This is a genomic window from Streptomyces chiangmaiensis, assembly GCF_036281785.1.
GTDB classification, from domain to species: domain Bacteria; phylum Actinomycetota; class Actinomycetes; order Streptomycetales; family Streptomycetaceae; genus Streptomyces; species Streptomyces chiangmaiensis.
This window is the reverse complement of the sequence record NZ_JAYWVC010000034.1, coordinates 1-25,134: the sequence shown is the minus strand read 5'-3', so window position 1 is coordinate 25,134 and position 25,134 is coordinate 1. Positions and strand designations below refer to the sequence as shown.

The window sequence follows — 25,134 nt, the reverse complement described above, 5'->3', positions numbered from 1 at the left end:
GTCTGACTGTGTTCAAGATCAGCAGCATGCGTGGATACATTGCTTCTTCGATCGGCGTCACGTGCGCGACCGTACTGTCTCTGTCCATCCCCCTCCCCGCCGCGGCGGCCGGGCCGGGCGTGCACCGTCCATCGGTTGTCCGGCCACTCACCGAGGCCGTCCCCGGCAGCACCCAGTCGCTCCCCCTCGTACCTCTCAACCCCGATCGTGTCGCCGGTACGGCGTCCGAAGCGGGTCTCGCCCCCCAGTCCGTGCGGTCCTTCTCACTGGTCGGCGTCGTCTGGGACGACCCGGGCACCGAGCTGTACGGCCACGTCCAGATCCGTACCCGCGCGAGCGGCACGGACCAGTGGTCCGACTGGCAGGAGGTCGAGACGCACAATCAGGGCCACGGCCCCGATCCGGCCTCGGACGAGGGACGTTCGTACCGGATGCGCGGATCGACCGCGCCGCTGTGGGTCGGCGAATCGGACGGTGTGGAGGTGCGGGTTCGCGCGGAGGCGGACCACACCGGCGGGACCCGGGCGCCCACCCTCCCCGACGGTCTGCGGGTCGAACTGGTCGACCCCGGTGCGGAGCCGCCGTCGGACGTCGGCGCCCCGTCCTCGCAGGACGACTCGGTGCAGCGGTCGGAGGAGGGGGCGTACGCGAGCGAGACCGGCGCGGGAGCCATCGCGTCCGCCGTCGGCGCCGGCCTCGCGCCCCTGAATGCCGCGGTGCTCCCGGCGTTGTCCAAAGAGGCGGCGAAGGACGTCGCCGCCAAGCAGACGGGGAACGTACTCGGAGGGCTCCCGGTGGGCGCGCAGCCGTACGTCGCGCCGCGCCCGTCCATCATCACGCGCAGCGGCTGGGGCGCCGACGAGAGCCTGCGTGAGGCGGGCTTCGTCTACACAGGCAGTGTGAAGGCGGCCTTCGTGCACCACACGGCCTCGGGCAACAACTACACCTGCTCGCAAGCGCCTTCCGTCATCCGCAGTATCTACCGCTACCACGTCGTGAGCAGCGGCTGGCGGGACATCGGTTACAACTTCCTCATCGACAAGTGCGGAAACATCTACGAAGGGCGTGCAGGCGGCGTGGACAAGCCCGTGATGGGGGCCCACACCCTCGGTTTCAACACCAACAGCACGGGGATCGCTGTCCTCGGCACCTACACCAGCACCGAGCCGTCGGCCGCCGCCGTGAACGCCGTCGCCGCGCTCACCGCATGGAAGTTCGGCCTCTCCGGCATCGATCCGCGTGGCACGACATACCTGACGTCAGGCGGTGGCAATCTCTACCCAAAGGGAGTGAACGTACGACTGAATGTGATCTCCGGCCATCGCGACGGGTTCGCCACGGAGTGCCCTGGAAAGCTGCTCTACGGCAAACTCGGCTCGGCCCGTTCCACCGCGGCCCGCTTGCAGGGCCGCTGAGGACGGGGGCCATTGCCCGACGCTGTACCGACCACCCGCACGATGTCGTGCGGTGACCGCCACTCACCGCACGACGCCCCGCATACGCCCTACGAGTTCTTCCGCACGAAGGTGTGCGGAGGCGCCCCCACACACAGCCGTCGAAGGACACCCCACTGTCATCGAAGGCGCCTCTGGCGGTCCTCGTAACGCCTTTAGCGGTCCTCGCAACACGGTCTGCATACACTGGCCGGCCGATTGAACAGCTCGGCGGGTCCCGGCAGGAAGCAGAGACGACAGGTGACAGAAGCGATCCTCCTGGTCGGCGGCAAAGGCACCCGGCTGCGCCCGCTCACGGTGCACACCCCGAAGCCCATGGTTCCGGCGGCCGGGGTCCCCTTCCTCACGCACCAGTTGGCGCGGGCGAGAGCGGCGGGCGTGGAGCACATCGTGCTCGCCACGTCCTATCTGGCCGAGGTCTTCGAGCCGTACTTCGGTGACGGCTCGGCCCTCGGTCTCCGGCTCGAGTACGTCACGGAGGAGGAGCCCCTCGGCACGGGCGGGGCCATCCGCAACGTGGCGAGCCGTCTCCACTCGGGCCCCGACGAGCCGGTCCTGATCTTCAACGGCGACATCCTCACAGGCCTGGACATCCGTGCCCTCGTCCGCACCCACGAAACGACGGGCGCGGACGTGTCCCTCCACCTCACGAAGGTGACGGACCCGAGGGCCTACGGCCTCGTCCCCACGGACGAGACGGGCCGGGTGACGGCGTTCCTGGAGAAGCCGCAGACCCCCGAGGAGATCGTCACCGACCAGATCAACGCCGGGGCATACGTCTTCCGCCGCTCGGTGATCGACACCATTGCGGTGGGCCGGCCGGTCTCGGTCGAGCGGGAGACCTTCCCGGATCTGCTGTCCGCCGGTGCCCATCTCCAGGGCATGGTGGACTCGACGTACTGGCTGGACCTGGGCACCCCGGCGGCCTTCGTCCGCGGGTCGTCGGATCTGGTCCTCGGGCGGGCCCCTTCGCCCGCCGTGCCCGGCCGCTGCGGCGACCGCCTGATCCTGCCGACGGCATCGGTCGCCACGGACGCGAAGCTGACGGGCGGCACGGTGGTCGGCGAGGGCGCGTTCGTCGGGGAGGGGGCCCGGATCTCCGGCAGCACACTGCTCATGGGCGCCGTCGTCGAACCCGGCGCGGTCATCACGGACTCGCTGATCGGTGCCCGCTCCCGCATCGGTGAGCGCTCGGTCCTCTCGGGCGCGGTCGTCGGCGACGGCGCGGTGGTCGGCGCGGACAACGAACTCCGCGACGGCGTACGGGTCTGGTGCGACGCGCGGATTCCCGCGGGCGCGGTGCGCTTCTCGTCGGACCAGTAGGTCACCGTCCGGGGCGGGGGGCTGCCGGGCCGGCAGCCCCTGGACCCCCTGCACCGACAACCACCCGCCTGCATCTACAACCGCCCGATGTCCCCGCGCCGCATCCGCGGAGTACGTCGCGGCGGCGCGTGCCCGCTCAGCAGGATCAGCCGCGCCGCCCGATGCCGCTGTCCCGCATACGGCTCCAGCAGCGACAGCATCACCTCGTCGTCCGCGTTCCGGTCCCCGGCGAGGGCGTACCCCACGATGCCCGGCAGATGCAGATCCCCGACGGTCACCGAGTCCGCCGCCCCATGACTGCGCTGCACGGTCTCCGCGGAGGTCCACGGCCCGATCCCGGACACCACCTCCAGCCGCGCCTGTGCCTGGGCCGGCTCCATCGACGTCGCCTGCTCCAGGCGCGCGGCGACCCGCACCGCCCGCAGGATCGTCGAGGCCCGCTTGTTGTCGACCCCGGCCCGGTGCCACTCCCACGACGGAATCAGCGACCATGTCCGCGGCGCCGGCATCACATGCATCCGCCCCGGCGCGGGTCCGGGCGCCGGTTCCCCGAACTTGCGAACGAGCAACCGCCATGCCCGGTACGCCTCGTCCGTCGTGACCTTCTGCTCCAGGATCGACGGAATCAGCGACTCCAGGACCAGTCCCGAACGCATCAACCGCAGCCCCGGCCGCCGGTGCCGCGCGAGCGCGACCAGTCGGTGCCGCGGTTCGAAGGCATCGGGATCGTCCAACGCGCCGAGCATCTCGGGCAGTTGCTCCAGCAGCCACTCCGCCCCAGGTCCCCAGGCCTCCGCCTCGGCGATCCCGGCCCGTAGCGCGACCCGCAGGGTGCCCGGGCCCGTCGGCGTACGGCTGGCCCGCCAGACCGAACCGTCCGGTGTCGCCCGGAACGTGGGATCCGCGGGGCCGCGCCGCAACGGCCCGAGCACCAGTCCGAGGTCGAGCGGCCCGGGCGGCGTCCAGGTCCGTCGGTGGCCCGGCGCGGCGGCCTGCCGCGGCACACCCGCGGGCACGGCGACATGCCCACCGCGCGCGGTGGTGGGGGTGGGGCGCTGAGCGAATCGTCCGGCCACGGATGACGTCCTGGTGATGCTGGGTTGTCCTACGAGGGTAGAGGGCGGGGCCCCGCGCTGGGCGGGAGTCCGCGTCACGCGAGTGCCCGGGGTCCGGCGACGCCCGGCCCCAAGCCGTGCTCACCGCACGTCGATGAACGCCTGTGCGTCCCGCTGCGGCCGGGGCCTGGGCTCCTCGGCGGGGTGCCCCACGGCCACGGCGCCCATCGGTTCCCAGTTCTGCGCCAGCCCCAGAACCTCGCGGACCACGTCCCGGCAGAACATGGTCGACGACACCCAGGCCGAGCCCAGCCGCTCCCCGGCGAGCGCGACCAGCAGGTTCTGCACGCCGGCGCCGGTGGCGACCACGAACATCTCCCGCTCGGCCGCGTCCCGCCGTACGTCGCCGTAGATGTGGGACCCGTCCATGACCATGCAGGGCACGATCAGATAGGGCGCATTGCGCAGTACGTCTCCGCGCCGGATCCGCTTGGCGATCGACTCCTCGGTCTTCCCGTCCCGCCGCAGATCGGCGATCCATGCGTCCCGCATCGCGTCCAGCAGTCGCGTCCGCGACTCCTCGGACTCCAGGAGCACGAACCGCCACGGCGTCGTGTGGTGCGGCGCCGGAGCGGTCACGGCGGCGGCCACCGCGCGTCGTACGGCACCGGGGTCGACGGGCTCGTCGGTGAAGGCCCGCACCGTGCGCCGCTGGGTCACGGCCTCCCGGACCGCCTCGGACGTGCCCAGTCGGAACATGTCGTCGCGCGCGACGCGCACCATGGCGCGGGCGCCCTCGCCGTCCTCCCGGGCCACCAGGTGGGGCAGCCCGCGCACGACGGCGACGGGCAGCGCGTCGGCCTTGCCCTTGACCAGATCGCCGGCAGCGGCCAGTTCGTCCGCGGTGGCGACGACGGTCGCGCTGAGCGGATTGCCGTGCGCGTCCGTGCCGCCGCGCAGGTCGTCGAGGACCCGTACGCCCGCGGCACCGATGGCGACATCGGTGAGGCCGGTGCGCCACGGTCTCCCGAAGGTGTCCGTCACGATCACGCCGACGTCGACGCCGAGTGTGTCCCGCAGCCCCTCCCGGAGGGCCCGTGCCGAGGCGTCGGGGTCCTCGGGCAGCAACAGCACGGTCCCCGCAGGGGTGTTGGAGGCGTCGACCCCGGCTGCGGCCATCACGAGCCCCTGCCGGTTCTCCACGATCCTCAGCGGCCCGCGCCGGGCCACGACGCGCACCGTCTCGGCGTCGATGGCGGCCTCCCGGTCGTCCGCGCGGACGATACGCCCCTCGGCCTTGGACACGATCTTCGACGTGATCAGCAGGACGTCCCCGTCGACGAGACCGGGCTCGCAGGCCGCGATCAGCTTGGCGAGGTCGTCCCCGGGACGTACCTCGGGCAGCCCGGGCAGGGCCCAGACCCGGTAGCCGGGTGCTTCGCTCACGACGTCCGCACCTCCTCCGCGAGCGCCAGTGCCTCCCGGGCCATCCGGGCCGTCGCCTCCAGGTCGGTCATCATCAGGGGCACCGCGCGGCAGCGGATACCGGCGGCCTCCACGCGGTCCACGGCGGCCGCGTCCACCGTGTCCACGAGCCAGCCGTCCAGCAGCCCCGAGCCGTAGTGCTCGGCGACCGCCGCGGCCGTCGACTCGACACCGACCGCCGCGAGCATCTTGTCGGCCATCCCGCGCACGGGCGCGTCACCGACGATGGGGGAGAGGCCCACCACCGGCACTCCGGCGTCCGCGATCGCCTCACGGATGCCGGGCACCGCGAGGATCGTGCCGACGGAGACGACAGGGTTGGAGGGCGGGAAGAGGATGACGTCCGACTCCGCGATCGCCTCCAGGACACCCGGGGCGGGCTTCGCCTGCTCGGCGCCGACCGGTACCACCGCCTCGGCCGGCACGGAGGCCCGCAGCCGTACCCAGTACTCCTGGAAGTGGATCGCCTTGCGCTCGCCGTCCAACTCGACGGCAACGTGGGTCTCCACACGGTCGTCCGACATGGGAATGAGCCGGACGCCCGGCTTCCAGCGGTCGCACAGTGCCTCGGTGACCGCGCTGAGCGGATAACCGGCGCCCAGCATCTGCGTCCGCACGATGTGCGTGGCGAAGTCCCGGTCGCCGAGCCCGAACCACTCCGGCCCGACGCCGTAGGCCGCGAGCTCCTCCTTGAGGTGGAAGGTCTCGTCGGCCCGGCCCCAGCCCTGTTGCTCGTTGATGCCGCCACCGAGGGTGTACATCACCGTGTCGAGGTCCGGGCAGACCTTCAGCCCGAAGAGGTGGATGTCGTCGCCGGTGTTGCCGATGACCGTGATGTCCGCGTCGGGCACGGCCCGCTTGAGACCACGCAGAAACCGGGCACCGCCGATGCCGCCTGCCAGAACCACAATGCGCATGGGAGCCAGTCTTGCAGGCGGGCAGGACAGCGTGTGACCCGGTGGTGACGCCTTCGCGGACCCGGCGCGGGGCCGTGCCGGATCGGTCGCCGTGTGTCCCGGCTCAGGCGGTGACCGCGTCCGCCGTCCCGCCGCAGTGGGTCGCGCACGCCGAGACGGTGGTCCCCGCGGCCGAACCGAGCCGGGACGGAGTGAGCATCGGCATCTCGGTCAGCCCCGGGAAGTACACGTGAAGGCTGACGGCCGGCTCCAGCGTGTCGTTCACCACTTCGTGCACGTATCCCGGCGCGAACACGCGTTGCGCCCCCGCACTCAACGCGCGGGTGGCGCGCTCCGCGCGCTCGGTCAGTGCGCCGTCCAGGACGGTCAGTACGCCGGACGAGCGCCCGTGGTCGTGCAGCCCGCTGCCCTGCCCGGGCACCCAGGACAGCAGCCACACCTCATAGCCGGGACCGGTGTGCAGCCGGTGGTACCAGCGCGACGTCGCGTCGTACTGCACGAGGGGCGCCCACCGGGCACGGTCGGCGGCGATGGAGCGGGCGAGACCGGCGAACTCGGCCACGGTGGACGGGTGCTCGCGCGGCGGCTGGAGCAGATGCGGTACTTCGAGGATGTCGCCGGCGATCTGGAGGTCGCTGTCGCTGTTCATGGGTGCGGGGGTTCCTCGGCGGGAGGGTGCGGGGGGCTGGGTGTCGTGTGCCGTCCGCCCGGGTCACGGACGTGGCGCGGGCCCTGGTACGGGCACGGGGGAACAACAGCCGAGTCGTGTGGACTCAGGGGCGGCCGGAGCGGTGGGGCAGGCTCAACAGCCGGAACAGCAACAGCTACAGCGAGCGCGGGCAGCACCATGGGACCCGGCGGGGCGGGTCGAGGTGAGCAGCGAGTTCGCGAGCATGCCCACAAGGACACCGGTTCACCCCTTCGCTGTCAACTTGAGGCCCGGAATGTGGGAGCTGTTTCACCCCATCCGGTTCATCTGACAGATGAAAGGTTTGTGCAGGGGGAGTCGGGGACACATGGAGCGCACCGCCGGACGCGTGGACGCCGTTGCCGTCTCGTGATCCGACTGTGATCCGGTTCGGTTCGCCGTTCCTGCCGGAACGAGATCGAACTTGTGGGCGTCCTTCCCTGTGGGGGCGGGAGGCTCGCTTGGACCCTCGATGAGTGTCATGGTTTATGCCGATTTGAACACTTTCCGCATAGCCTTGGTTCCGCAGAGTGAATAAGGGGCCCAATAGCAGATCTCGGCTTGACTGGCCCGGATCGGCACACTTGTAATTTCACTCGTGTCGTTCAGCCGAAATCGGTAACGGCTACATCACGGGGACGCGAAAGACTGACGAGGGGCGCACATGACCGAGCTGGTGCAGCAACTGCTGGTCGACGACGCGGACGAGGAACTCGGCTGGCAGGAGCGCGCGCTGTGCGCCCAGACCGACCCCGAGTCCTTCTTTCCCGAGAAGGGCGGCTCCACCCGCGAGGCCAAGAAGGTCTGCCTCGCCTGTGAGGTCCGCTCCGAGTGCCTCGAGTACGCGCTCGCCAACGACGAGCGGTTCGGCATCTGGGGCGGCCTGTCCGAGCGTGAGCGCCGGCGCCTCAAGAAGGCCGCCGTCTGACGCCCACGGACCGAGAACCGTCCTCGAGGACGTCATAAGAGAAGTCGCGCGCGTGCCGGTGGCCGGTCTTCGGCGAGCGACGAAAGACGCACATCCATACGTAACGAACGGGCCGGCGACGATGGGTTGTCCACAGGCGGCGGGCCGTGATCTTGTCCAGCGGTTAGTGTGGGCCTCCGTCCGAGACGCCCAGCTGCCCCCTCGGGGCACAGGCGTCCACCGCAGTCCATCGAACCGGGGCCCGTACCTCGATGTCCGTGCACAGCCATACGGCGGTCCAACACAACGCCGCCACGCCAGAGTTCCCGCGTCATGTGGTCACCGCGGTGCTCGTCTCCCACGACGGCGCCCGCTGGCTGCCCGACGCGCTCGCCGGGCTGCTCGGCCAGGAGCGCCCCGTGCAGTACGCCGTGGCTGCCGACACAGGCAGCGCGGACGACTCCGCACAGCTGCTCACCGAGGCCCTCGGCGCCGACAGTGTCCTGCACCTCGCCCGCCGTACCGGCTTCGGTCAGGCCGTCGACGAGGCGAACCGCAACGCTCCCGTACTGACCCCCGACGATCTGCCCTACCTCAAGCGCCCCAGCGGCTGGGACCCCGTCACCCGCACCTGGCGCGACGAGGCGTACGACATGCCGGAGCTGCCGTACGGCGAGCCGGTGCAGTGGCTGTGGCTCCTGCACGACGACTGCGCGCCCGAACCCGGTGCCCTGGCCGAGCTGCTGCGCGTCGTGGAGAACGAACGGGAGCTGGGCCGGGACGACGTGGCCGTCGTCGGCCCCAAGCTCCGCGGCTGGTACGACCGCCGGCAGCTCCTCGAGGTCGGGGTGACCATCGCCAACTCCGGCCGCCGCTGGACCGGTCTGGACCGCCGCGAGCAGGACCAGGGCCAGCACGACCACATTCGCCCGGTGCTGTCCGTCTCGACGGCCGGTATGCTCGTCCGGCGCGACGTCTTCGACGAGCTCGGCGGGTTCGACCGGCATCTGCCGCTGATGCGTGACGACGTCGACCTGTGCTGGCGCGCCCATGCGGCGGGACACCGCGTCCTCGTCGCCCCCGACGCGGTCGTGCGCCACGCAGAGGCGGCCTCCCGCGAGCGCCGCGCCGTCGACTGCGTCGGCCGCACCGCGGCCTCCCCGCACAAGGTCGACAAGGCGGGCGCCGTCTACACCCTCCTCGTCAACGCCGGTACGGCACAGCTGCCCTGGATCCTGCTGCGTCTGGTGCTCGGCACCCTGCTGCGCACGATGGCCTACCTCGTCGGCAAGGTGCCCGGGCAGGCCGTCGACGAGATCCGCGGCCTGCTGGGCACGGTGCTGCGGCCCGAGCGGATCATCGCCGGACGCCGCAGGCGTGGCCGCCCGCAGGTCGACAAGGACGAGCTGCGGCCGTTGTTCCCCCCGCGTGGAGCGACCCTCAGGGCCACCGTCGAACAGGTCGCGAGCAACCTGGTGGGCCGCTCCGACCCCGAGGTCTCCTCGGCCGGCCGGCACGGCGCGGGCCTGGAATCCGGACCGGGCGGCGACGACGCCGACTTCCTGGAGGTCGAGCAGTTCGGCCGGCTCAAGCGCATCGCCCGCAAGCCCGGGCCGGTGCTCTTTGTCGTCCTCCTGGCCGTCTCGCTCGTCGCCTGCCGCGCCCTGCTCGGCGGTGGCGCGCTCGCGGGCGGCGCGATGCTGCCCGCGCCCGCCGACTCCTCCGAGCTGTGGTCGCGGTATCTCGATGCCTGGCATCCGGTGGGCGCGGGCGGCACCCAGTCCGCGCCGCCCTACCTGGCCCTCGTCGCCCTGTTGGCGAGCATCCTGTTCGGCTCCACCGGACTCGCGGTCACGGTGCTGCTCGTCTGTTCGGTGCCGCTGGCGGGGTTCACGGCGTACTTCGCCTCGCGACCGCTCGTCGAGTCGCGGCTGCTGCGTGCGTGGGCGTCCGTCGCCTACGCCTTCCTGCCCGCCGCCACCGGTGCGCTCGCGGGCGGCCGCATCGGCACGGCGGTCCTCGCGGTCCTGCTGCCGCTCATCGCTCGCGCGGCCGTCGCGGCCGGGGGGCTCGCCCATGCCAAGGGCGCCCGCGGCAGCTGGCGCGCCACCTGGGCCTACGCACTGCTGCTGACGATCACCACCGCGTTCACGCCCATCGTGTGGCCGATCGCCCTGGTTCTGGGCCTCGCACTGCTCGCGGTGCGCAGGAACGACATCGTCGCCTACGGCCTGCGCTTGCTCGTCCTGCTGGGCACCCCGCTGCTGATCCTCGCCCCCTGGTCGCTGTCGCTGCTGCCCTTCGGCTTCTTCCAGGAGGCCGGTCTCGCCTACGGCAAGAGCGCGGCCTCCGTCTCCGACCTGCTCGGCGCGAGCCCGGGCGGCCCCGGCACCGTCAACGGGCTGATGCTGATCGGGATCGTGCTCGCCGCGCTGGCAGCCCTGATGCGTACCGAACGAGCGGGCGGCATCCGCACGGCGTGGGCGGTCGCCCTCGTGGCCCTCGTCTTCGCGGTGCTGTCCAACGGCTCCGCCTGGGCCGGACCCCCAACCCTCGTCTACGGCCTCGCCCTCCTGTCCGCCGCCGTCATCGGTGCGGACGGCGTACGCGACCGCGTGGCCGAGCAGAGTTTCGGCTGGCGTCAGCCGGTCGCCGCGCTCATCGCGTTCGCCTCCGTGGCCGGTCCCCTGCTCATCGCCGCCGGCTGGATGATCGGCGGTGCCGACGGTCCCCTGGAGCGGCGCGACCCCGTGCAGGTGCCCGCGTTCGTCGCCGAGGAGGGCGGCACCACTGACCAGGCTCGCACCCTCGTCCTGGAGAGCCGGTCGACCGCACGCGTCGGGTACACCCTGGTCCGGGGTTCCGGTGCCCGGCTCGGCGACGGTGAACTCGCCGCGCAGGACGGTGAGAACCAGAACCTCGACAAGGTCGTCGCCAATCTCGTCGCGGGCTCCGGTGCCGACCAGGCCGACGAACTCGGCGGCTTCGCCGTGCGTTACGTCCTCGTCCGCAAGGGCGCGCCGCGTGAGATCAGCCGTGTCCTGGACGCCACTCCCGGACTGACCCGGCTGAGCCAGCAGGACGGCAGCGCCCTGTGGCGGGTGGACCGGCAGGTCTCCCGGGCCGCGATCGTGAGCGGCTCCGCCGCACCGCAGGCCGTCGCGGCCGGACCCGTCGAGATCCACACCGAGATCCCGTCCGGTGGCGAGGGCCGCGTCCTGCGGATCGCCGACACCGCGGACGCGGGCTGGACCGCGACCCTGGACGGCAGGCCGCTGACCCGCACCACGGTCGACGGCTGGGCCCAGGGCTTCGAACTGCCCGCCTCCGGCGGCAGGTTGGACGTCACATACGAGACACCCGTCGGCCACACGGGATGGCTGTGGGCACAGGGCGCGCTCGCTGTCGTCGTGATGGTGCTGGCCCTGCCCGGCCGTCGCCGCGATGTCGACGACGACCTCCCCGAGGAGCGGTTCGTGCCCGCGCAGGACACCACGGGCGAGGGCCGCCGCGCCCGCCGGCTGCGCGCCCAGGCCGAGGCGGAAGAGCAGGCGCGGGACACCGACGCGTCACCGCCGCTTTCGGAGGACGAGCCCGCCGCCGTCCCGCAGCAGCAGGCGTACGGCGAGTGGGACACGGCCGGCTACGGGAACGGCGAGTACGGCGCATACGGCGGTGAGCAGTACCCGGACGTCCCACAGCAGTACGCGCCGGGCACCTACGAGCAGCAGCCGTACCAGACCGACCCTTATCGGGGCGCCCAGTACGACCCTTACGCCTACGGCAGCACGGCGCCGTACGACCCGACGTACACCCAGGGCTACGCGATGCCGTACGACCCGGCGCACGGCACCGACAATGAGCGCCCCGACGGGAGCCAGCAGTGAAACGCACGACCCTGTCCCTGATCGCCGGCACGACCGCGCTCGCCGCCGTCACCGGATTCGCGGCGCTCACGGCACCGTCCGCGTCCGGCAGCGGCGCCGCGAAGGCGGCGGCCCGGCTGCCCGTGGAGCAGACCCGGCTGCTGTGTCCCGAGCCGAGTACCTCCGACATCGCCGACACCACGTACACGTCCTTCACGCCCGCCTCGCAGGGCACGAGCGGCAGCGGCAAGGCCGAACTCGTCGCGGCCGGCGAGCAGCAGGCGGCGGCTGGCGAGCAGTCGGCGGACGGCTCGGGTTCCTCCCAGAGCGAAAAGAGCGGCAAGGACGGCAAGGACGGCAACAGCAAGAAGCAGTCCGGCGCGCCCACCGTGACCCCCAAGGCACCCGGTACGCCGGCCACCGGAGACGCTTCGGGTTCGGACACGCCCGCGCTGAGCGGTACGGCCACGGGCCGGTTCGCACCCGGTTGGACGGTCCAGGAGACGACCCAGGTCGTCGCGGGCACCGGCCGCGGGCTGCTCGGCACCAGCTGCACCGCGCCGGACACGGAGTTCTGGTTCCCGGGCGCCAGCATCGCCGGTTCCCGCACCGACTACGTGCACCTGACCAACCCGGACGACTCCGCCGCGGTCGTCGACATCGAGCTGTACGGCAAGGACGGCAACCTCAAGTCGACGGACGGTGAAGGCATCAGCGTCCCACCGCACTCCAGCGATCCGGTTCTGCTGTCCACGCTCAGCGACGCCAAGGAGAACGACCTCACGGTCCATGTCAGCGTCCGCAGCGGCCGCGTCGCCGCCGTGATACAGGCACTCGACGACAAGCTGGGCGGCGACTGGCTGCCCGCCTCCACGGACCCCACGAGCTCGCTCGTGATGCCCGGCATCCCCAAGGACGCCACGGACGTCCGCCTGGTCGCCTTCGCGCCCGGCGACGCCGACGCCGATCTGAAGGTGCGTCTCGCCTCGCCCTCCGGGGCGATCACCCCGGCCGGGAACGAGACACTGCATGTGAAGGCCGGCATGACCACCGCCGTGGACCTCGGCGCACTCACGCGCGGCGAGGCGGGCTCCCTGGTGCTGACGCCCGGTGACGCCTCGGCGCCGGTCGTCGCCGCACTGCGGGTGGTACGGGGCAAGGGCGACAAGCAGGAGTCGGCGTTCATCCCGGCGACCGCGCCGGTCGGTACGCGCGCCTCGGTCGCGGACAACGACGCCAAGGGCACCACCCTGACACTGACCGCCCTGGGCGGCTCGGCCGCGGTCAAGGTGACCGCCTCAGCTGGCAGCGAGGGCGGCACCGCGGTGACAAAGGAGTACACGCTCAAGGGCGGTACGACGCAGAACGTGGACGCGCCCGTGCCGAGCGGACTCAAGGGCACCTATGCCCTCACCGTCGAGCCGGTCTCGGGGGGCCCCGTCTATGCCGCCCGCATCCTCCAGACGACCCTGGAGGGCGTACCGGCGTTCACGGTGCAGACCCTCCCGGACGACCGGGGGACGGTCGCGGTGCCGGAGGCGGACGAGGACCTGTCGGTGCTGCTGAAGAAGTGACCTCCCGGGGTCTCCGGCCCCGGGATCCGCCGATCCCGGTACCGCCCGGGATCAGTCCTCGCCGTAGCGCGGGTCGACCGTCTCCGGAGTCAGCCCGAGCAGTTCCGCCACCTGCTCCACGACGACCTCGTGGACCAGGGCCGCGCGCTCGTCGCGGCCCTTCGTCCTGATCTCGACCGGGCGGCGGTAGACGACGACGCGCGCCCGTCGGCCCTCGCGGGCCGGGATCGTGCCCCCGAGCGGCACCGCCTCGTCGCTCCAGGCGTCGGGGGTGCTGTCGAGGCGCGGCACCTCCAGGACCAGGAAATCGATGTCGGCGAGCTGTGGCCAGTGCCGCTCCAGACGCTCCACGGAGTCCTGCACCAGATCGGCGAACACCTCGGCGCGGCTCGCGGCGAGCGGAACCTGGGGCGGTGCGACGGGGCCGCGCATGCCTCTGCCGTGACGGTCGCGGCGACGGGGCCCGGGTGCGGCGGCGCGGGGCGTTACAGGGGTGTCCATCACCGTCGAAGCGTAGTCCCCGCCGGGACGCCGCGCCCGGTCCACACACCCGTGTGCGCTCGGGGGCGGTCCTGTCCAACCGGCTCGCCGTGGCCGGGGCCGCGAGGTGCCCCGAGGCGCACGGCATGTCGCATGATGACCATTCCGGCCAAGCTTGGGCTCGATTCGGTATCTCCCGTGGACCGCCGACCTCATGAGAATTGTCGAGGTTTGTACCAAGTGGTGACCGGTTTCATGGGCGTCCAGCACCTGCGCATGGCGGGTCCTCGCAGGTCAGCCGGGCGGGCCCGGCCGGGGCCTGTGGGGCGTGTCGCAGCACGACACGGTGGAGTGACCTGGGGGAGAGTCGTCGCGGCCCGCTCAAGAGTGCGGTACCGTCCAACGTCGTGAGCCCTGTACGTCGCTGTTCGCGCACCGCTTGCGGCCGTCCTGCCGTAGCGACGCTGACGTACGTCTACGCCGACTCGACCGCGGTCCTCGGCCCGCTCGCCACCTACGCCGAACCCCACTGCTACGACCTGTGCGCCGAGCACTCCGAGCGCCTGACCGCACCGCGCGGCTGGGAGGTCGTCCGCCTCCTGGACGGCTCGACCCCGGCCCGCCCCAGCGGTGACGATCTCGAAGCACTCGCCAACGCGGTGCGCGAGGCCGCCCGTCCGCAGCGGCGCGCGGCCGGGGCGGGCGGCGGCAGCGCACGCGCGGCGGACCCGATGGAGGTCGCGCGCCGCGGCCATCTGCGGGTGCTGCGCTCGCCGGACAACTGAGCGGCCGGCGCCCGGCGTTACCGGTTTCCGTCCCTCAGGCAGCCCCGCTTCCCCGCGGTCGGCCACGGCAGCCGGCGCTCCCGGCTCCTCAAGCGTTCCGTGTCCGTCGGGTTCCGACGACGGTGAGTCCATGTGTCGGGTGAGACCCGGTATGAACTCCGTGGGAACTGTTCGCCCGAGATGCCGGACCTGCCTACGAGCCCTCGTTCCAGCGGGTAGTTTGGGGCCATTGCTGAGACCTCAGGAGGGTAGGCCGTGGCTGCTGATCTGTCGCAGATCGTGAAGGCGTACGACGTACGCGGTGTCGTTCCGGACCAGTGGGACGAGTCGCTCGCGGAGCTCTTCGGGGCTGCCTTCGCCCAGGTGACCGGCGCGGGAGCCATTGTGGTCGGCCATGACATGCGTCCCTCGTCCCCGGGCCTGTCGCGGGCGTTCGCACGTGGCGCGTCCGCGCGCGGTGTCGACGTGACCGAGATCGGCCTGTGTTCGACGGACCAGCTGTACTACGCGTCGGGCGCGTTCGGCCTGCCGGGCGCGATGTTCACCGCCTCGCACAACCCGGCGAAGTACAACGGCATCAAGTTGTGCCGCGCGGGAGCCACGCCGGTCGGCCAGGACACGGGTCTGGCCGAGATCCGCGAACTGGTGGAGCAGTGGCTGGACTCGGGCGCGCCGCAGCCGGCGCAGACGCCGGGAACGATCACGCAGGGCGACACCTTGGAGGACTACGCGGCATACCTGCGCTCCCTCGTCGACCTGACCTCCATCCGCACCCTGAAGGTCGTCGTCGACGCGGGCAACGGCATGGGCGGGCACACCGTGCCGACCGTCTTCGCCGGCCTGCCGATCGACCTGGTCCCGATGTACTTCGAGCTGGACGGCACGTTCCCCAACCACGAGGCCAACCCCCTCGACCCGGCGAACATCGTCGATCTGCAGAAGCGGGTGCGCGAGGAGCGCGCCGACATCGGCATCGCCTTCGACGGCGACGCCGACCGCTGCTTCGTCGTCGACGGGCAGGGCGACCCGGTCTCGCCGTCCGCGATCACGGCCCTGGTCGCCGCGCGAGAGCTCGGCAAGCACGGAGGCAAGGGCACGGTGATCCACAACCTGATCACGTCGTGGTCGGTGCCCGAGGTCGTCCGGGAGCACGGCGGCACGCCGGTCCGCACGCGCGTCGGCCACTCCTTCATCAAGGCCGAGATGGCGCGCACAGGCGCGATCTTCGGCGGCGAGCACTCGGCGCACTACTACTTCAAGGAGTTCTGGAACGCGGACACGGGCATGCTGGCCGCCCTCCACGTCCTTGCGGCCCTCGGTGGCCAGGACGGGCCGCTGTCGCGACTGGTCGCCGCGTACGACCGCTATGTGGGCTCCGGCGAGATCAACTCCACGGTCGAGGACCAGAAGGGCCGCCTCGCCGCGGTCAAGGCGGCGTACCAGGGCGCCGGGGGCGTCGAGTTGGACGAGCTGGACGGCCTGACCGTCTCGTCCGCCGACTGGTGGTTCAACGTCCGTCCCTCCAACACGGAACCGCTGCTCCGCCTGAACGCGGAGGCGAAGGACGAGGCGGCCATGACGAAGATCCGGGACGAGGTGTTGGCGATCATCCGGGGCTGACGTCTCGCCCCCGGCTTCGTTTCCCCCTCCTGCCCGGGCGGGAGGAGCCGGACCTGCCCAACCACCGCATGCGGGCCCCCGCAGCGGTACGCTGACCAGGCACAGCGCATCCGCCCGAAGGGACCTTTCATGCCGCTCGAAGCCGGCCTCCTGGAGATCCTCGCCTGCCCGGCGTGCCACGCCCCCCTCAAGGAGGAGGAGAGCGAGTTGGTCTGCATCGGCCAGGACTGCGGCCTCGCCTACCCGGTGCGGGACGGCATTCCGGTCCTGCTCGTCGACGAGGCCCGCCGCCCCGCGTAACGGCCCGCGGATCGGAGGCTGCCGCCCATGCTGGACGAATCGCTGCTCGACGACCCCGACGCGCTCGCGCGCGCCGATCGCCGCGCACTGCTGCGTGGTGCCGCCGAGGCCGGCGCGCGGGTGCGAACCGCCGTGCGGCACGTTGCTGAGGCCGGGGTCAACGACCTGAAGCCCGACGGCCGTCCGCGCGCCCTCCTCATCGCGGGTCCCGGCACCGCCTCCGTGGGCGTCGCCGAGTTGCTCGGCACCCTCGCGGGCGCCGCCTGCCCGGTCACCCGGATCCACCCCACGGGCGTCGCCCCGGCCGCCGGAGCCCTGCGCTGGGACCTGCCCGGCTGGGCGGGCCCCGTGGACCTGCTGCTGATCGCCACGCCCGACGGCACCGAACCGGGCCTGTCGATCCTGGTCGAGCAGGCCTACCGTCGTGGCTGCACGGTCGTCGCCGTCGCCCCCGACCGCTCGCCGGTCACGGACGCCGTGGTCGGCGCCCACGGCTTGTTCGTCCCGATGGCGACCGCCCCGTACGAGCAGGACGAACCCCTCACCGCGTCCGCGCCGGGCGTGCTGTGGGCCCTGCTCACCCCGCTGCTCGCCCTTCTCGACCGCACCGGGCTGCTGTCCGCTCCGGCGGGCGCCCTGGAGAAGGTCGCCGACCGGCTCGACCAGGTCGCCGAGCGCTGCGGCCCGGCCATCGCCACCTACAGCAACCCAGCGAAGAACCTCGCCGCCGAGCTCGCCGAGTCTCTCCCCGTGATCTGGACGGAGGGCGTCTCCGCCGCACCGGCCGGCCAGCGGTTCGCCGCCGCGCTCGCGGAGCTCGCCGGCCGCCCCGCGCTCACCGCGCAACTGCCCGAGGCGCTCGCCTCGCACAGCGTCCTGTTGTCCGGCGCACTCGCCGCCGGAGCCGACCCGGACGACTTCTTCCGTGACCGCGTCGAGGAGGCACAGGCCCTGCACGCGCGCGTGGTGCTCCTGCGCGACCGTCCGATCGGCGGCCTGAGCGCGGCCCCGGCCGCACGAGAACTGGCCCTCAGCCACGACACCGCGATCAGCGAACTCGAACCCGAGGACGGCAGCGAACTGGAGACCCTCGCCGAGCTGATCGCCATCACAGATTTCGCCGCTGTTTATGTGGCGCTCGCTTCAGGGGCCTGATCTTGGCTCTCGCCCACTGACCAGCGCCCGCCGAACAGCGCACGTACGGAGAAAGACACCCATGGATCGCCTCGAGAACACCGTCCGCCCCTACGCCTGGGGCTCGACCACTGCCATCCCCCGGCTCCTGGGCGTGGAGCCGACCGGTGAGCCGCAGGCGGAGATGTGGATGGGCGCCCACCCGGGCGCCCCCTCGCGCACCCCGCGCGGCCCTCTGAACGAGGTGATCGACAAAGCGCCGGAGGAGGAGCTGGGCAGCGAGACGGTCGCCCGATTCGGCCCCAGGCTGCCCTTCCTGCTGAAGATCCTCGCCGCGGGCGCCCCGCTCTCCCTGCAGGTGCACCCCGACCTGGAGCAGGCGAAGAAGGGTTACGCCGATGAGGAACGCCGCGGCATCCCGATCGACGCACCCCACCGCAACTACAAGGACGCCAACCACAAGCCCGAGCTGATCTGCGCCCTCACCGAATTCGACGGCCTGTGCGGCTTCCGCGCGCCCGACGAGGCCGCCGAACTGCTCGCGGGTCTCGGCGTCGACTCCCTCAAGCCCTATGTCGACCTGCTGCACGCACATCCCGAAGACGCCGCCCTGCGGGAGGTCCTCACCGCGGTCCTGAGCGCCGACCCCGAGGCCATGGCCCACACGGTCGGTGAGGCCGCGGCCGCATGCGCCCGCCTCGGCGGCGCCTACGCCCCGTACGCGGACATCGCTCACCACTACCCCGGCGACCCGGGTGTGATCGCGGCCATGCTGCTCAACTACGTGCAGCTCCAGCCCGGCGAGGCTCTCTTCCTCGGCGCCGGCGTCCCGCACGCCTACCTCAACGGCCTCGGTGTCGAGATCATGGCCAACTCCGACAACGTCCTGCGCTGCGGACTGACCCCCAAGCACATCGACGTTCCCGAGCTGCTGCGGATCGTCCGCTTCGAGGCGAGCGACCCGGGCGTCCTGCGCCCGGAGGCGTCCCCCGACGGCGAGGAGGTCTACGAGACCCCCATCGACGAGTTCCGTCTGTCCCGGTATGTCCTTGCGGAGGACGCCGCTTCGCACGACCTCACCCGCGCGACCCCGCAGATCCTGCTGTGCACCGCGGGTACCGTTCGCGCAGGGGAACACCTGCTCGCCCCCGGCCAGTCGGTCTTCGTACCGGCGGGCGAAGCGGCCGAGGTGTCCGGGACCGGCACGGTCTTCAGGGCCACGGTCGCCGCCTGACCCGGGCGGTTCGCCGTCGTCTTGCCGGTCCGGCGCAGCGGTGCCGGACCCGGCTGCAACAATGGCCCACCGGCAAAGGACGGGCAAAGCCCAGGACGCGTATGCAAGGTGCGAGGGTCCGGGGCGGGACGGCTACGAAGGGACAACGCGAACACATGAGCGCGTCAGGCGGCACCAGGGCGATCGTGGCGGCACTCGGCGCCAACCTCGCGATCGCGGCATCGAAGTTCGTGGCGTTCGCCTTCAGCGGCTCCTCCTCGATGCTCGCCGAGGGCGTCCACTCGCTCGCCGACTCCGGAAACCAGTTCCTGCTGCTGATCGGGGGCAAACGTGCCCAGCGTGAGGCGACGCCGCAGCACCCCTTCGGCTACGGACGCGAGCGCTACATCTACGCCTTCCTCGTCTCGATCGTCCTGTTCTCGGTCGGTGGCATGTTCGCCATCTACGAGGGTTACGAGAAGATCAGCCACCCGCACGAGGTCGAGAACTGGTACTGGCCGGTCGGCGTGCTCGTCTTCGCGATCCTAGCCGAGGGCTTCTCGTTCCACACGGCCATCAAGGAGTCCAACGAACTGCGCGGCACGCAGTCCTGGGCACAGTTCATCCGCCGGGCCAAGGCGCCCGAGCTGCCGGTCGTCCTCCTGGAGGACTTCGGTGCGCTGATCGGTCTGATCCTCGCCCTCGGCGGCGTCGGTATCGCCCTGATCACCGGTGACGGCGTTTGGGACGGCATTGGCACCGTCTGCATCGGTGTGCTTCTTGTGTCGATCGCCCTCGTGCTCGCCGCCGAGACCAAGTCGCTGCTCCTGGGCGAGGCCGCGGGCGTCGAGGTGGTCAAGAAGATCGAGGCCGCGATCGTCGACGGCGACACGGTCCCCCGCATCATCCACATGCGCACGCTGCATCTCGGCCCCGAGGAACTGCTGGTGGCCGCGAAGATCGACGTCAAGCACGGCGACACGGCCGCGGAGGTCGCCTCCGCGATCGACGCCGCCGAGGCCCGTGTCCGCGCCGCCGTCCCGATCGCCCGTGTCATCTATCTGGAACCGGACATCTACAGCGAGACGGAGGCGGCCAAGGGCCCGGACCCCAAGGCGACGCCTGGAGGGCCGGGCCAGACTGCCGGTCACTGAGCCGGCTGCTGCACCGGCACGGGAACCGGACGTTGTCGGAGGCGGACTGGGGAGCCCGGGGCCGCCCGGTGTAGCTTGGAGGCCGAGCCAGACGTCGCTGCTGATGGCGGTCGGGCGGTCCCCCGGGGACCGGCCGAGGGAGAGAGGGCCTCCGACGGACTGCGCTGCGCGCACGCGGGCATGCCTGTGTCCTCTTCGGGCACCCCTGTGTCCGCCGCCGCGCAGACCAGCCGTACCCACCTCGCCCCAACCCCGAGGAGCAGCTCGTCATGACGACTGTCGACAACCGACAGGACTTCAAGGTCGCCGACCTCTCCCTGGCCGAGTTCGGCCGCAAGGAGATCACCCTCGCCGAGCACGAGATGCCCGGCCTGATGGCGATCCGCAAGGAGTACGCCCAGGCACAGCCGCTGGCCGGCGCCCGCGTCACCGGTTCCCTGCACATGACCGTCCAGACCGCCGTGCTCATCGAGACGCTGGTGGCCCTGGGCGCGCAGGTCCGCTGGGCCTCCTGCAACATCTTCTCGACCCAGGACCACGCGGCCGCCGCCATCGCCGTCGGCCCGAACGGCACCCCCGACAACCCGCAGGGCGTCCCCGTCTTCGCCTGGAAGGGCGAGACCCTGGAGGAGTACTGGTGGTGCACCGAGCAGGCGCTGACCTGGCCGGAGAGCCCCACCGGTGGCCCGAACATGATCCTCGACGACGGTGGTGACGCCACCCTCCTCGTCCACAAGGGCGTCGAGTACGAGAAGGACGGCAAGGTCCCGGCGATCGAGACCGCCGAGTCCGAGGAGCACCGCGTCATCCTCCAGCTGCTCCACCGCACGCTGGGCGAGAACCCCCAGAAGTGGACCCAGCTGGCCTCCGAGATCCGCGGCGTCACCGAGGAGACCACGACCGGCGTCCACCGCCTGTACGAGATGCAGCGCGACGGCGTCCTCCTGTTCCCGGCGATCAACGTCAACGACGCCGTCACCAAGTCGAAGTTCGACAACAAGTACGGCTGCCGCCACTCCCTGATCGACGGCATCAACCGCGCCACCGACGTCCTCATCGGCGGCAAGACCGCCGTCGTCTGCGGCTATGGCGACGTGGGCAAGGGCTGCGCGGAGTCCCTGCGCGGACAGGGCGCCCGGGTGATCGTCACCGAGATCGACCCGATCTGCGCGCTGCAGGCGGCCATGGACGGCTACCAGGTCACGACCCTCGACGAGGTCATCGACAAGGCCGACATCTTCGTCACCACGACCGGCAACAAGGACATCATCATGGCCGCGGACATGGCCAAGATGAAGCACCAGGCGATCGTCGGCAACATCGGCCACTTCGACAACGAGATCGACATGGCCGGTCTCGCCAAGGTCCCCGGCATCGCCAAGGACGAGGTCAAGCCGCAGGTCCACACCTGGACCTTCCCGGACGGCAAGAAGATCATCATCCTCTCCGAGGGCCGCCTGCTGAACCTGGGCAACGCCACCGGTCACCCGTCGTTCGTGATGTCCAACTCCTTCGCGGACCAGACGCTGGCCCAGATCGAGCTGTTCACCAAGCCCGACGCGTACCCGACCGGCGTGTACACGCTGCCCAAGCACCTCGACGAGAAGGTTGCCCGCCTCCACCTGGACGCGCTCGGCGTGAAGCTCACCACGCTCCGCCCCGAGCAGGCGGCGTACATCGGCGTCGACGTCGACGGCCCGTACAAGTCGGACCACTACCGCTACTGAACACGGACGGCGCCGTCATGCGCGCATCCGCCGCGCACCACGAGGTGAGCACATCCGCGCGCTGACGCGCCCCTCCAGCAGCAGGTCCCGAGGCAGGCCCCCGCACCCCCGTGCCGGGGGCCTGCCCCTTGGGTCCGACCAGGCAGACTGGCCGGACCACCCCGTCACGACCCAGGACGTCCATGCCCCGCGGCCGATATTCGCTTCACGACCCGCACGACCACACCCTCCTCGCCGAGGAACACTTCCACTGCGCGCCCGGCCCCTCCGGCTGGCGCTATGTCTCCCAGCTGATCTCTCCCTCGGGTGAGCACGCCGGTTCCGTCGATCTCGCCCTCGACGAACTCGGCCGCCCCATCCGCCTGGAACTGCACGCCGCGAGCTGGCAGGTGCGAGGCGCCGCCCTCGACGGCGTCACCTGGGTCCGCACCGACCCCACCGGTACCCATGCCACCGAAGGCAACGTCAGTGCCCACGCCTTCACCGGCACGTCTCCGGCGTTCCTCGTCGCCACCACCCGACTGCTGCGCCTCACCCCCTCGTCCTCCACGACGCGCGTACGCCTCGTCGCCTTCACCGATCCGGTCCTCGCCCCCCGCACCGTGGACCAGTCCTGGGCCCTGATCGAAAGAGAAGCACACGCCACTGACAACGCCCCCTTGATCGTGGACGCATACCAGGTCACAGCCCTGGACACGGGGGAGCAGCACACCGTCCACATCTCCGGCGACGTGGTGCTCGAGGCGCCCGGCATCGAGCTGGAGCACCTCGAGTCGCCGCCGTCCGTGTTCACGTGACAGGAACCGGTGCCGCGGTGGGACCCGCGGTGGTCAGGAGAACGAACAACGCAATGAACGGGGAGGTCCGGGGGCGCTGAGTGTCACCTCGGCCAAACCGGGATCCGGACGGGGAACGGTCGCGCCGGCCCCGGCCGACAGTGCCCGTGTCGATTACGCAGGCGGCACGAACCCGGTGCCGCGGCGCTCCGACGGCTCGGTCCGCGAGGCCGCGGGCTCCCGCTCCTGCGGGGCGTCGGGAGCCGACGGTCCGTGCCCGGGATGCGCATACGGCTGAACGTGCCCCGCGGCCCCGGACCGATCGTCCCCGGAGCTCGAGCCCGGAGCCGACCAGGGGCTCCCCCCGACCGCCGGTACCGGAGCCGACCACGGCGCGCTCCCGGGCGAGGGTGCAGGCCCCTTCTGCGGCGCCGGGGCATACCCGCCCGGGATGCCGGGGGCCGTCGGATCCAAGCCCGCGACTTGACCCGCTGCCGGAGCGACGAACGCCCGCCGCGCCTCCCGCGCCTGCCGCTCCTGCATGACCGCCGCCAGATACGCCGCCGGCGGCACCTCGTGCGGCGCAGGCGTCCCCGTACACGCCCCGAGATCCGAGGCGAGACGTTCCGCCATCGACCAGCCCACCTGCGGGTCCAGCTGTTGCATCCGCGTCAGGTACTGCCGGATCGCCAGCCACAACCCGTCCGGAACCGCCGAAAGGTCCAGCTGGGAGAACCGTCCGGCCAACCAGGGCGGCGGAGGGGGCACGAGACCCGCGCGTCCCGCCGGCACCCGCTCCCGTACCACCAGCGTGCCCGCGAACACGTCACCGAGCCGCCGGCCCCGTGCGGACACAAGCGAGGCGATGCACGCGATGACTCCGAAGGTCATCAGGATCTCGATCACACCGACCGCACCCCGGACCAGCGCGTGCCGGAACTGGATCGGCCCCCCGTCGTCCCGCACCACCCGCAGTCCGCAGGCCAGCTTGCCGAGCGAACGACCGTGGCTGAGTGTCTCCACCGCTATCGGCCCGCCCACCAGCACGAGGACGAAGGTCGCGATCGAAAGGGCGGTCCGGGCGGCCTCGTCCAACCCGGACGTGGACGCCACCAGCGCGATCGTCACGAGGATGTAGACGGTCATGGTTACTGCCAGGTCGAGCAATACGGCCAGCACTCGGCTCGGGAGCTTCGCGGGGCGCAGCTCCAGCGCCACCGCCTCACCCGTCACTAGCTCACTCACGCCCGCCGTCCTTCCCCTGGCCTGCCCCGAGGTACGCCAGTCTGCCAAGCTGAGGGCACATCGCGCCGCAGTACGACAAGCTGACACGCAGTACGAGAGGACGAGGAGCAGCCCATCCCATGGACCTCGACGTGTTCGTGTCCACCCACCGCGCCGAGTGGGACCGCCTCGACGCCCTGCTCCGACGCCGGCGCCGCCTGAACGGAGCCGAGGCGGACGAACTCGTCGTCCTCTACCAGCGCACCGCCACCCATCTCTCCGTGATCCAGTCCAGCGCGCCGGACCCCCAGCTCACGGGTCGGCTCAGCCAACTGGTGGCACGCGCGCGCAGTGCCGTCACCGGCACGCGCCGGGCCTCGTGGCGTGATGTCACGCAGTTCCTCGCGTACGGCTTTCCCGCCGCGGTCTATCGGTCCCGCCGCTGGTGGATACCCACGGCGCTGATCTCCACGCTCGTGGCGGCGCTCCTCGGCGGGTGGATAAGCACTCATCCCGAGGTTCAGGCGTCGATCGCGGCACCCGGCGACCTGCGCAGCCTGACGCGCCCCGGCGGTGAGTACGAGACGTACTACTCCAGTCATCCCGCCGCCTCGTTCGCAGCCCAGGTGTGGACGAACAACGCCCAAGCCACCGCGCTCTGCCTGGTTCTCGGCATCTTCCTGGGCCTCCCGGTCCTTTTCATCCTCTTCGAGAACATGCTGAACCTGGGGGTGGGCATCGGCCTGATGTCCTCCGCCGGCCGCCTGGACACCTTCCTGGGCCTCGTCCTCCCTCACGGTCTTCTGGAACTGACAGCCGTCTTCGTGGCCGCCGGCACAGGACTGCGGCTCGGCTGGACCCTCATCGACCCGGGTCCCCGCTCCCGGCGCGCCGCACTCGCCGAGGAGGGCCGGGCGGCCCTGGGCATGGCGATGGGCCTCGCGCTGGTGCTGTTCGTCTCCGGTGCCATCGAAGGGTTCGTGACCCCGTCGGGCCTTCCGACCTGGGCCCGCATCAGCACCGGCATCCTCGCGGAGCTGGCCTTTCTCACGTATGTCTTCGTTCTCGGCGGGCGGGCGACGCGGGCCGGCGACACCGGCGACCTGGAGGAGACCGAACGCAGCGCGACGGTGCCGACGGCGGCGTGACCCGATCAGCGCGCTGAGAGTCCTGCCGGATGTGCGTCATCCTGCGTTGGCCTGCTAGTCTCCTCATCGCCCCACGAGAGCCGTTGACACGGAGCGAGTGGGGAGGTAGATTTGAACAGTTGCCTAGAGGTGGCGTGGTCCACCGGCAACAGTGAGCGTCTAGCCGCTTCCGGGGTACTGATCCCGAGAAGCCCGTCCCGATGATTCAGAAATGGTCGCCGGTCAATCGGCCCCAAGAACTCTGATAAAGTCGGGTTCGCCGGAAAGGTAAACGCGAAAGCGGAATCCTGGAAAGCACCGAGGA

20 protein-coding genes are annotated in these 25,134 nt (G+C 71.4%); 14 read left to right on the top strand and 6 right to left on the bottom strand.

The annotated features are described in order from the left end of the window. Positions 1-26 precede the first annotated feature (26 nt). Positions 27-1,415, top strand: a complete 1,389-nt coding sequence (locus VXC91_RS13670; protein WP_329507429.1) for a peptidoglycan recognition protein family protein — start codon at positions 27-29, stop codon at positions 1,413-1,415. A 279-nt stretch (positions 1,416-1,694) separates the two neighbouring features. Next, positions 1,695-2,777 (top strand): mannose-1-phosphate guanylyltransferase, encoded by a 1,083-nt coding sequence (manB, locus tag VXC91_RS13665; protein ID WP_329507428.1) that lies wholly within the window; start codon positions 1,695-1,697, stop codon positions 2,775-2,777. Between the two features lie 74 nt (positions 2,778-2,851). Here manB and VXC91_RS13660 read toward each other — a convergent pair whose 3' ends face one another. The 4 genes from VXC91_RS13660 to VXC91_RS13645 form a co-directional block, all read right to left on the bottom strand. Further along, positions 2,852-3,853: a DNA-3-methyladenine glycosylase family protein gene (locus VXC91_RS13660; RefSeq protein WP_329507427.1), complete on the bottom strand. Its 1,002-nt coding sequence runs from the start codon at positions 3,851-3,853 to the stop codon at positions 2,852-2,854. Between the two features lie 120 nt (positions 3,854-3,973). Next, positions 3,974-5,278, bottom strand: a complete 1,305-nt coding sequence (locus VXC91_RS13655; RefSeq protein WP_329507426.1) for a coenzyme F420-0:L-glutamate ligase — start codon at positions 5,276-5,278, stop codon at positions 3,974-3,976. Further along, complete coding sequence (gene cofD, locus VXC91_RS13650) at positions 5,275-6,234, bottom strand: 2-phospho-L-lactate transferase (protein WP_329507425.1); 960 nt, start codon at positions 6,232-6,234, stop codon at positions 5,275-5,277. Before cofD ends, VXC91_RS13655 begins: the two co-directional genes overlap by 4 nt. A 103-nt stretch (positions 6,235-6,337) precedes the next feature. Then, a complete protein-coding gene (locus tag VXC91_RS13645) occupies positions 6,338-6,883 on the bottom strand; it encodes a cysteine dioxygenase (RefSeq protein WP_329507424.1) in 546 nt (181 codons plus the stop codon). Positions 6,884-7,586: 703 nt separating this feature from the next. Between VXC91_RS13645 and VXC91_RS13640 the strand changes: the two genes are divergently transcribed. From VXC91_RS13640 to VXC91_RS13630, 3 genes are all read left to right on the top strand, one after another. Continuing rightward, entirely contained in the window at positions 7,587-7,850 is a 264-nt protein-coding gene (locus tag VXC91_RS13640; RefSeq protein ID WP_003975777.1) for a WhiB family transcriptional regulator, read from the top strand. A gap of 251 nt (positions 7,851-8,101) precedes the next feature. Continuing rightward, positions 8,102-11,716, top strand: a complete 3,615-nt coding sequence (locus VXC91_RS13635) for a glycosyltransferase (RefSeq protein WP_329507423.1) — start codon at positions 8,102-8,104, stop codon at positions 11,714-11,716. Further along, a complete protein-coding gene (locus VXC91_RS13630; RefSeq protein WP_329507422.1) occupies positions 11,713-13,269 on the top strand; it encodes a DUF5719 family protein in 1,557 nt (518 codons plus the stop codon). Before VXC91_RS13635 ends, VXC91_RS13630 begins: the two co-directional genes overlap by 4 nt. Positions 13,270-13,320: 51 nt before the next feature. Here VXC91_RS13630 and VXC91_RS13625 read toward each other — a convergent pair whose 3' ends face one another. Next, entirely contained in the window at positions 13,321-13,770 is a 450-nt protein-coding gene (locus VXC91_RS13625) for a metallopeptidase family protein (protein ID WP_329507421.1), read from the bottom strand. A 386-nt stretch (positions 13,771-14,156) separates the two neighbouring features. Here VXC91_RS13625 and VXC91_RS13620 point away from each other — a divergent pair, with 386 nt between their 5' ends. The 8 genes from VXC91_RS13620 to VXC91_RS13585 all read left to right on the top strand — a co-directional run bounded on the left by VXC91_RS13620 (position 14,157) and on the right by VXC91_RS13585 (position 22,479). Then, positions 14,157-14,534 (top strand): DUF3499 domain-containing protein, encoded by a 378-nt coding sequence (locus VXC91_RS13620; protein WP_408057380.1) that lies wholly within the window; start codon positions 14,157-14,159, stop codon positions 14,532-14,534. Positions 14,535-14,789: 255 nt separating this feature from the next. Beyond that, positions 14,790-16,154: a phosphomannomutase/phosphoglucomutase gene (locus tag VXC91_RS13615; RefSeq protein ID WP_329507420.1), complete on the top strand. Its 1,365-nt coding sequence runs from the start codon at positions 14,790-14,792 to the stop codon at positions 16,152-16,154. A 129-nt stretch (positions 16,155-16,283) separates the two neighbouring features. Continuing rightward, positions 16,284-16,454: a Trm112 family protein gene (locus VXC91_RS13610; RefSeq protein ID WP_329507419.1), complete on the top strand. Its 171-nt coding sequence runs from the start codon at positions 16,284-16,286 to the stop codon at positions 16,452-16,454. 27 nt (positions 16,455-16,481) lie between these two features. After that, positions 16,482-17,609 carry an SIS domain-containing protein gene (locus VXC91_RS13605; RefSeq protein WP_329507418.1) on the top strand — a complete coding sequence of 376 codons (1,128 nt, stop codon included), beginning with the start codon at positions 16,482-16,484 and terminating at the stop codon, positions 17,607-17,609. 61 nt (positions 17,610-17,670) lie between these two features. After that, positions 17,671-18,822: a mannose-6-phosphate isomerase, class I gene (manA, locus tag VXC91_RS13600; RefSeq protein ID WP_329507417.1), complete on the top strand. Its 1,152-nt coding sequence runs from the start codon at positions 17,671-17,673 to the stop codon at positions 18,820-18,822. Positions 18,823-18,977: 155 nt separating this feature from the next. Beyond that, positions 18,978-19,955, top strand: a complete 978-nt coding sequence (locus VXC91_RS13595) for a cation diffusion facilitator family transporter (protein WP_329507416.1) — start codon at positions 18,978-18,980, stop codon at positions 19,953-19,955. A gap of 269 nt (positions 19,956-20,224) precedes the next feature. Next, entirely contained in the window at positions 20,225-21,682 is a 1,458-nt protein-coding gene (ahcY, locus tag VXC91_RS13590) for an adenosylhomocysteinase (RefSeq protein ID WP_329507415.1), read from the top strand. Between the two features lie 182 nt (positions 21,683-21,864). Continuing rightward, a complete protein-coding gene (locus VXC91_RS13585; RefSeq protein WP_329507414.1) occupies positions 21,865-22,479 on the top strand; it encodes a hypothetical protein in 615 nt (204 codons plus the stop codon). A 153-nt stretch (positions 22,480-22,632) separates the two neighbouring features. On the opposite strand, the gene VXC91_RS13580 is transcribed toward VXC91_RS13585, so the two are convergent. Further along, positions 22,633-23,703, bottom strand: coding sequence for an RDD family protein (locus VXC91_RS13580; RefSeq protein WP_329507413.1), 1,071 nt, complete (start codon positions 23,701-23,703; stop codon positions 22,633-22,635). Positions 23,704-23,822: 119 nt separating this feature from the next. Between VXC91_RS13580 and VXC91_RS13575 the strand changes: the two genes are divergently transcribed. Then, positions 23,823-24,830, top strand: a complete 1,008-nt coding sequence (locus VXC91_RS13575; protein ID WP_329507412.1) for a stage II sporulation protein M — start codon at positions 23,823-23,825, stop codon at positions 24,828-24,830. Positions 24,831-25,134: the final 304 nt, after the last annotated feature.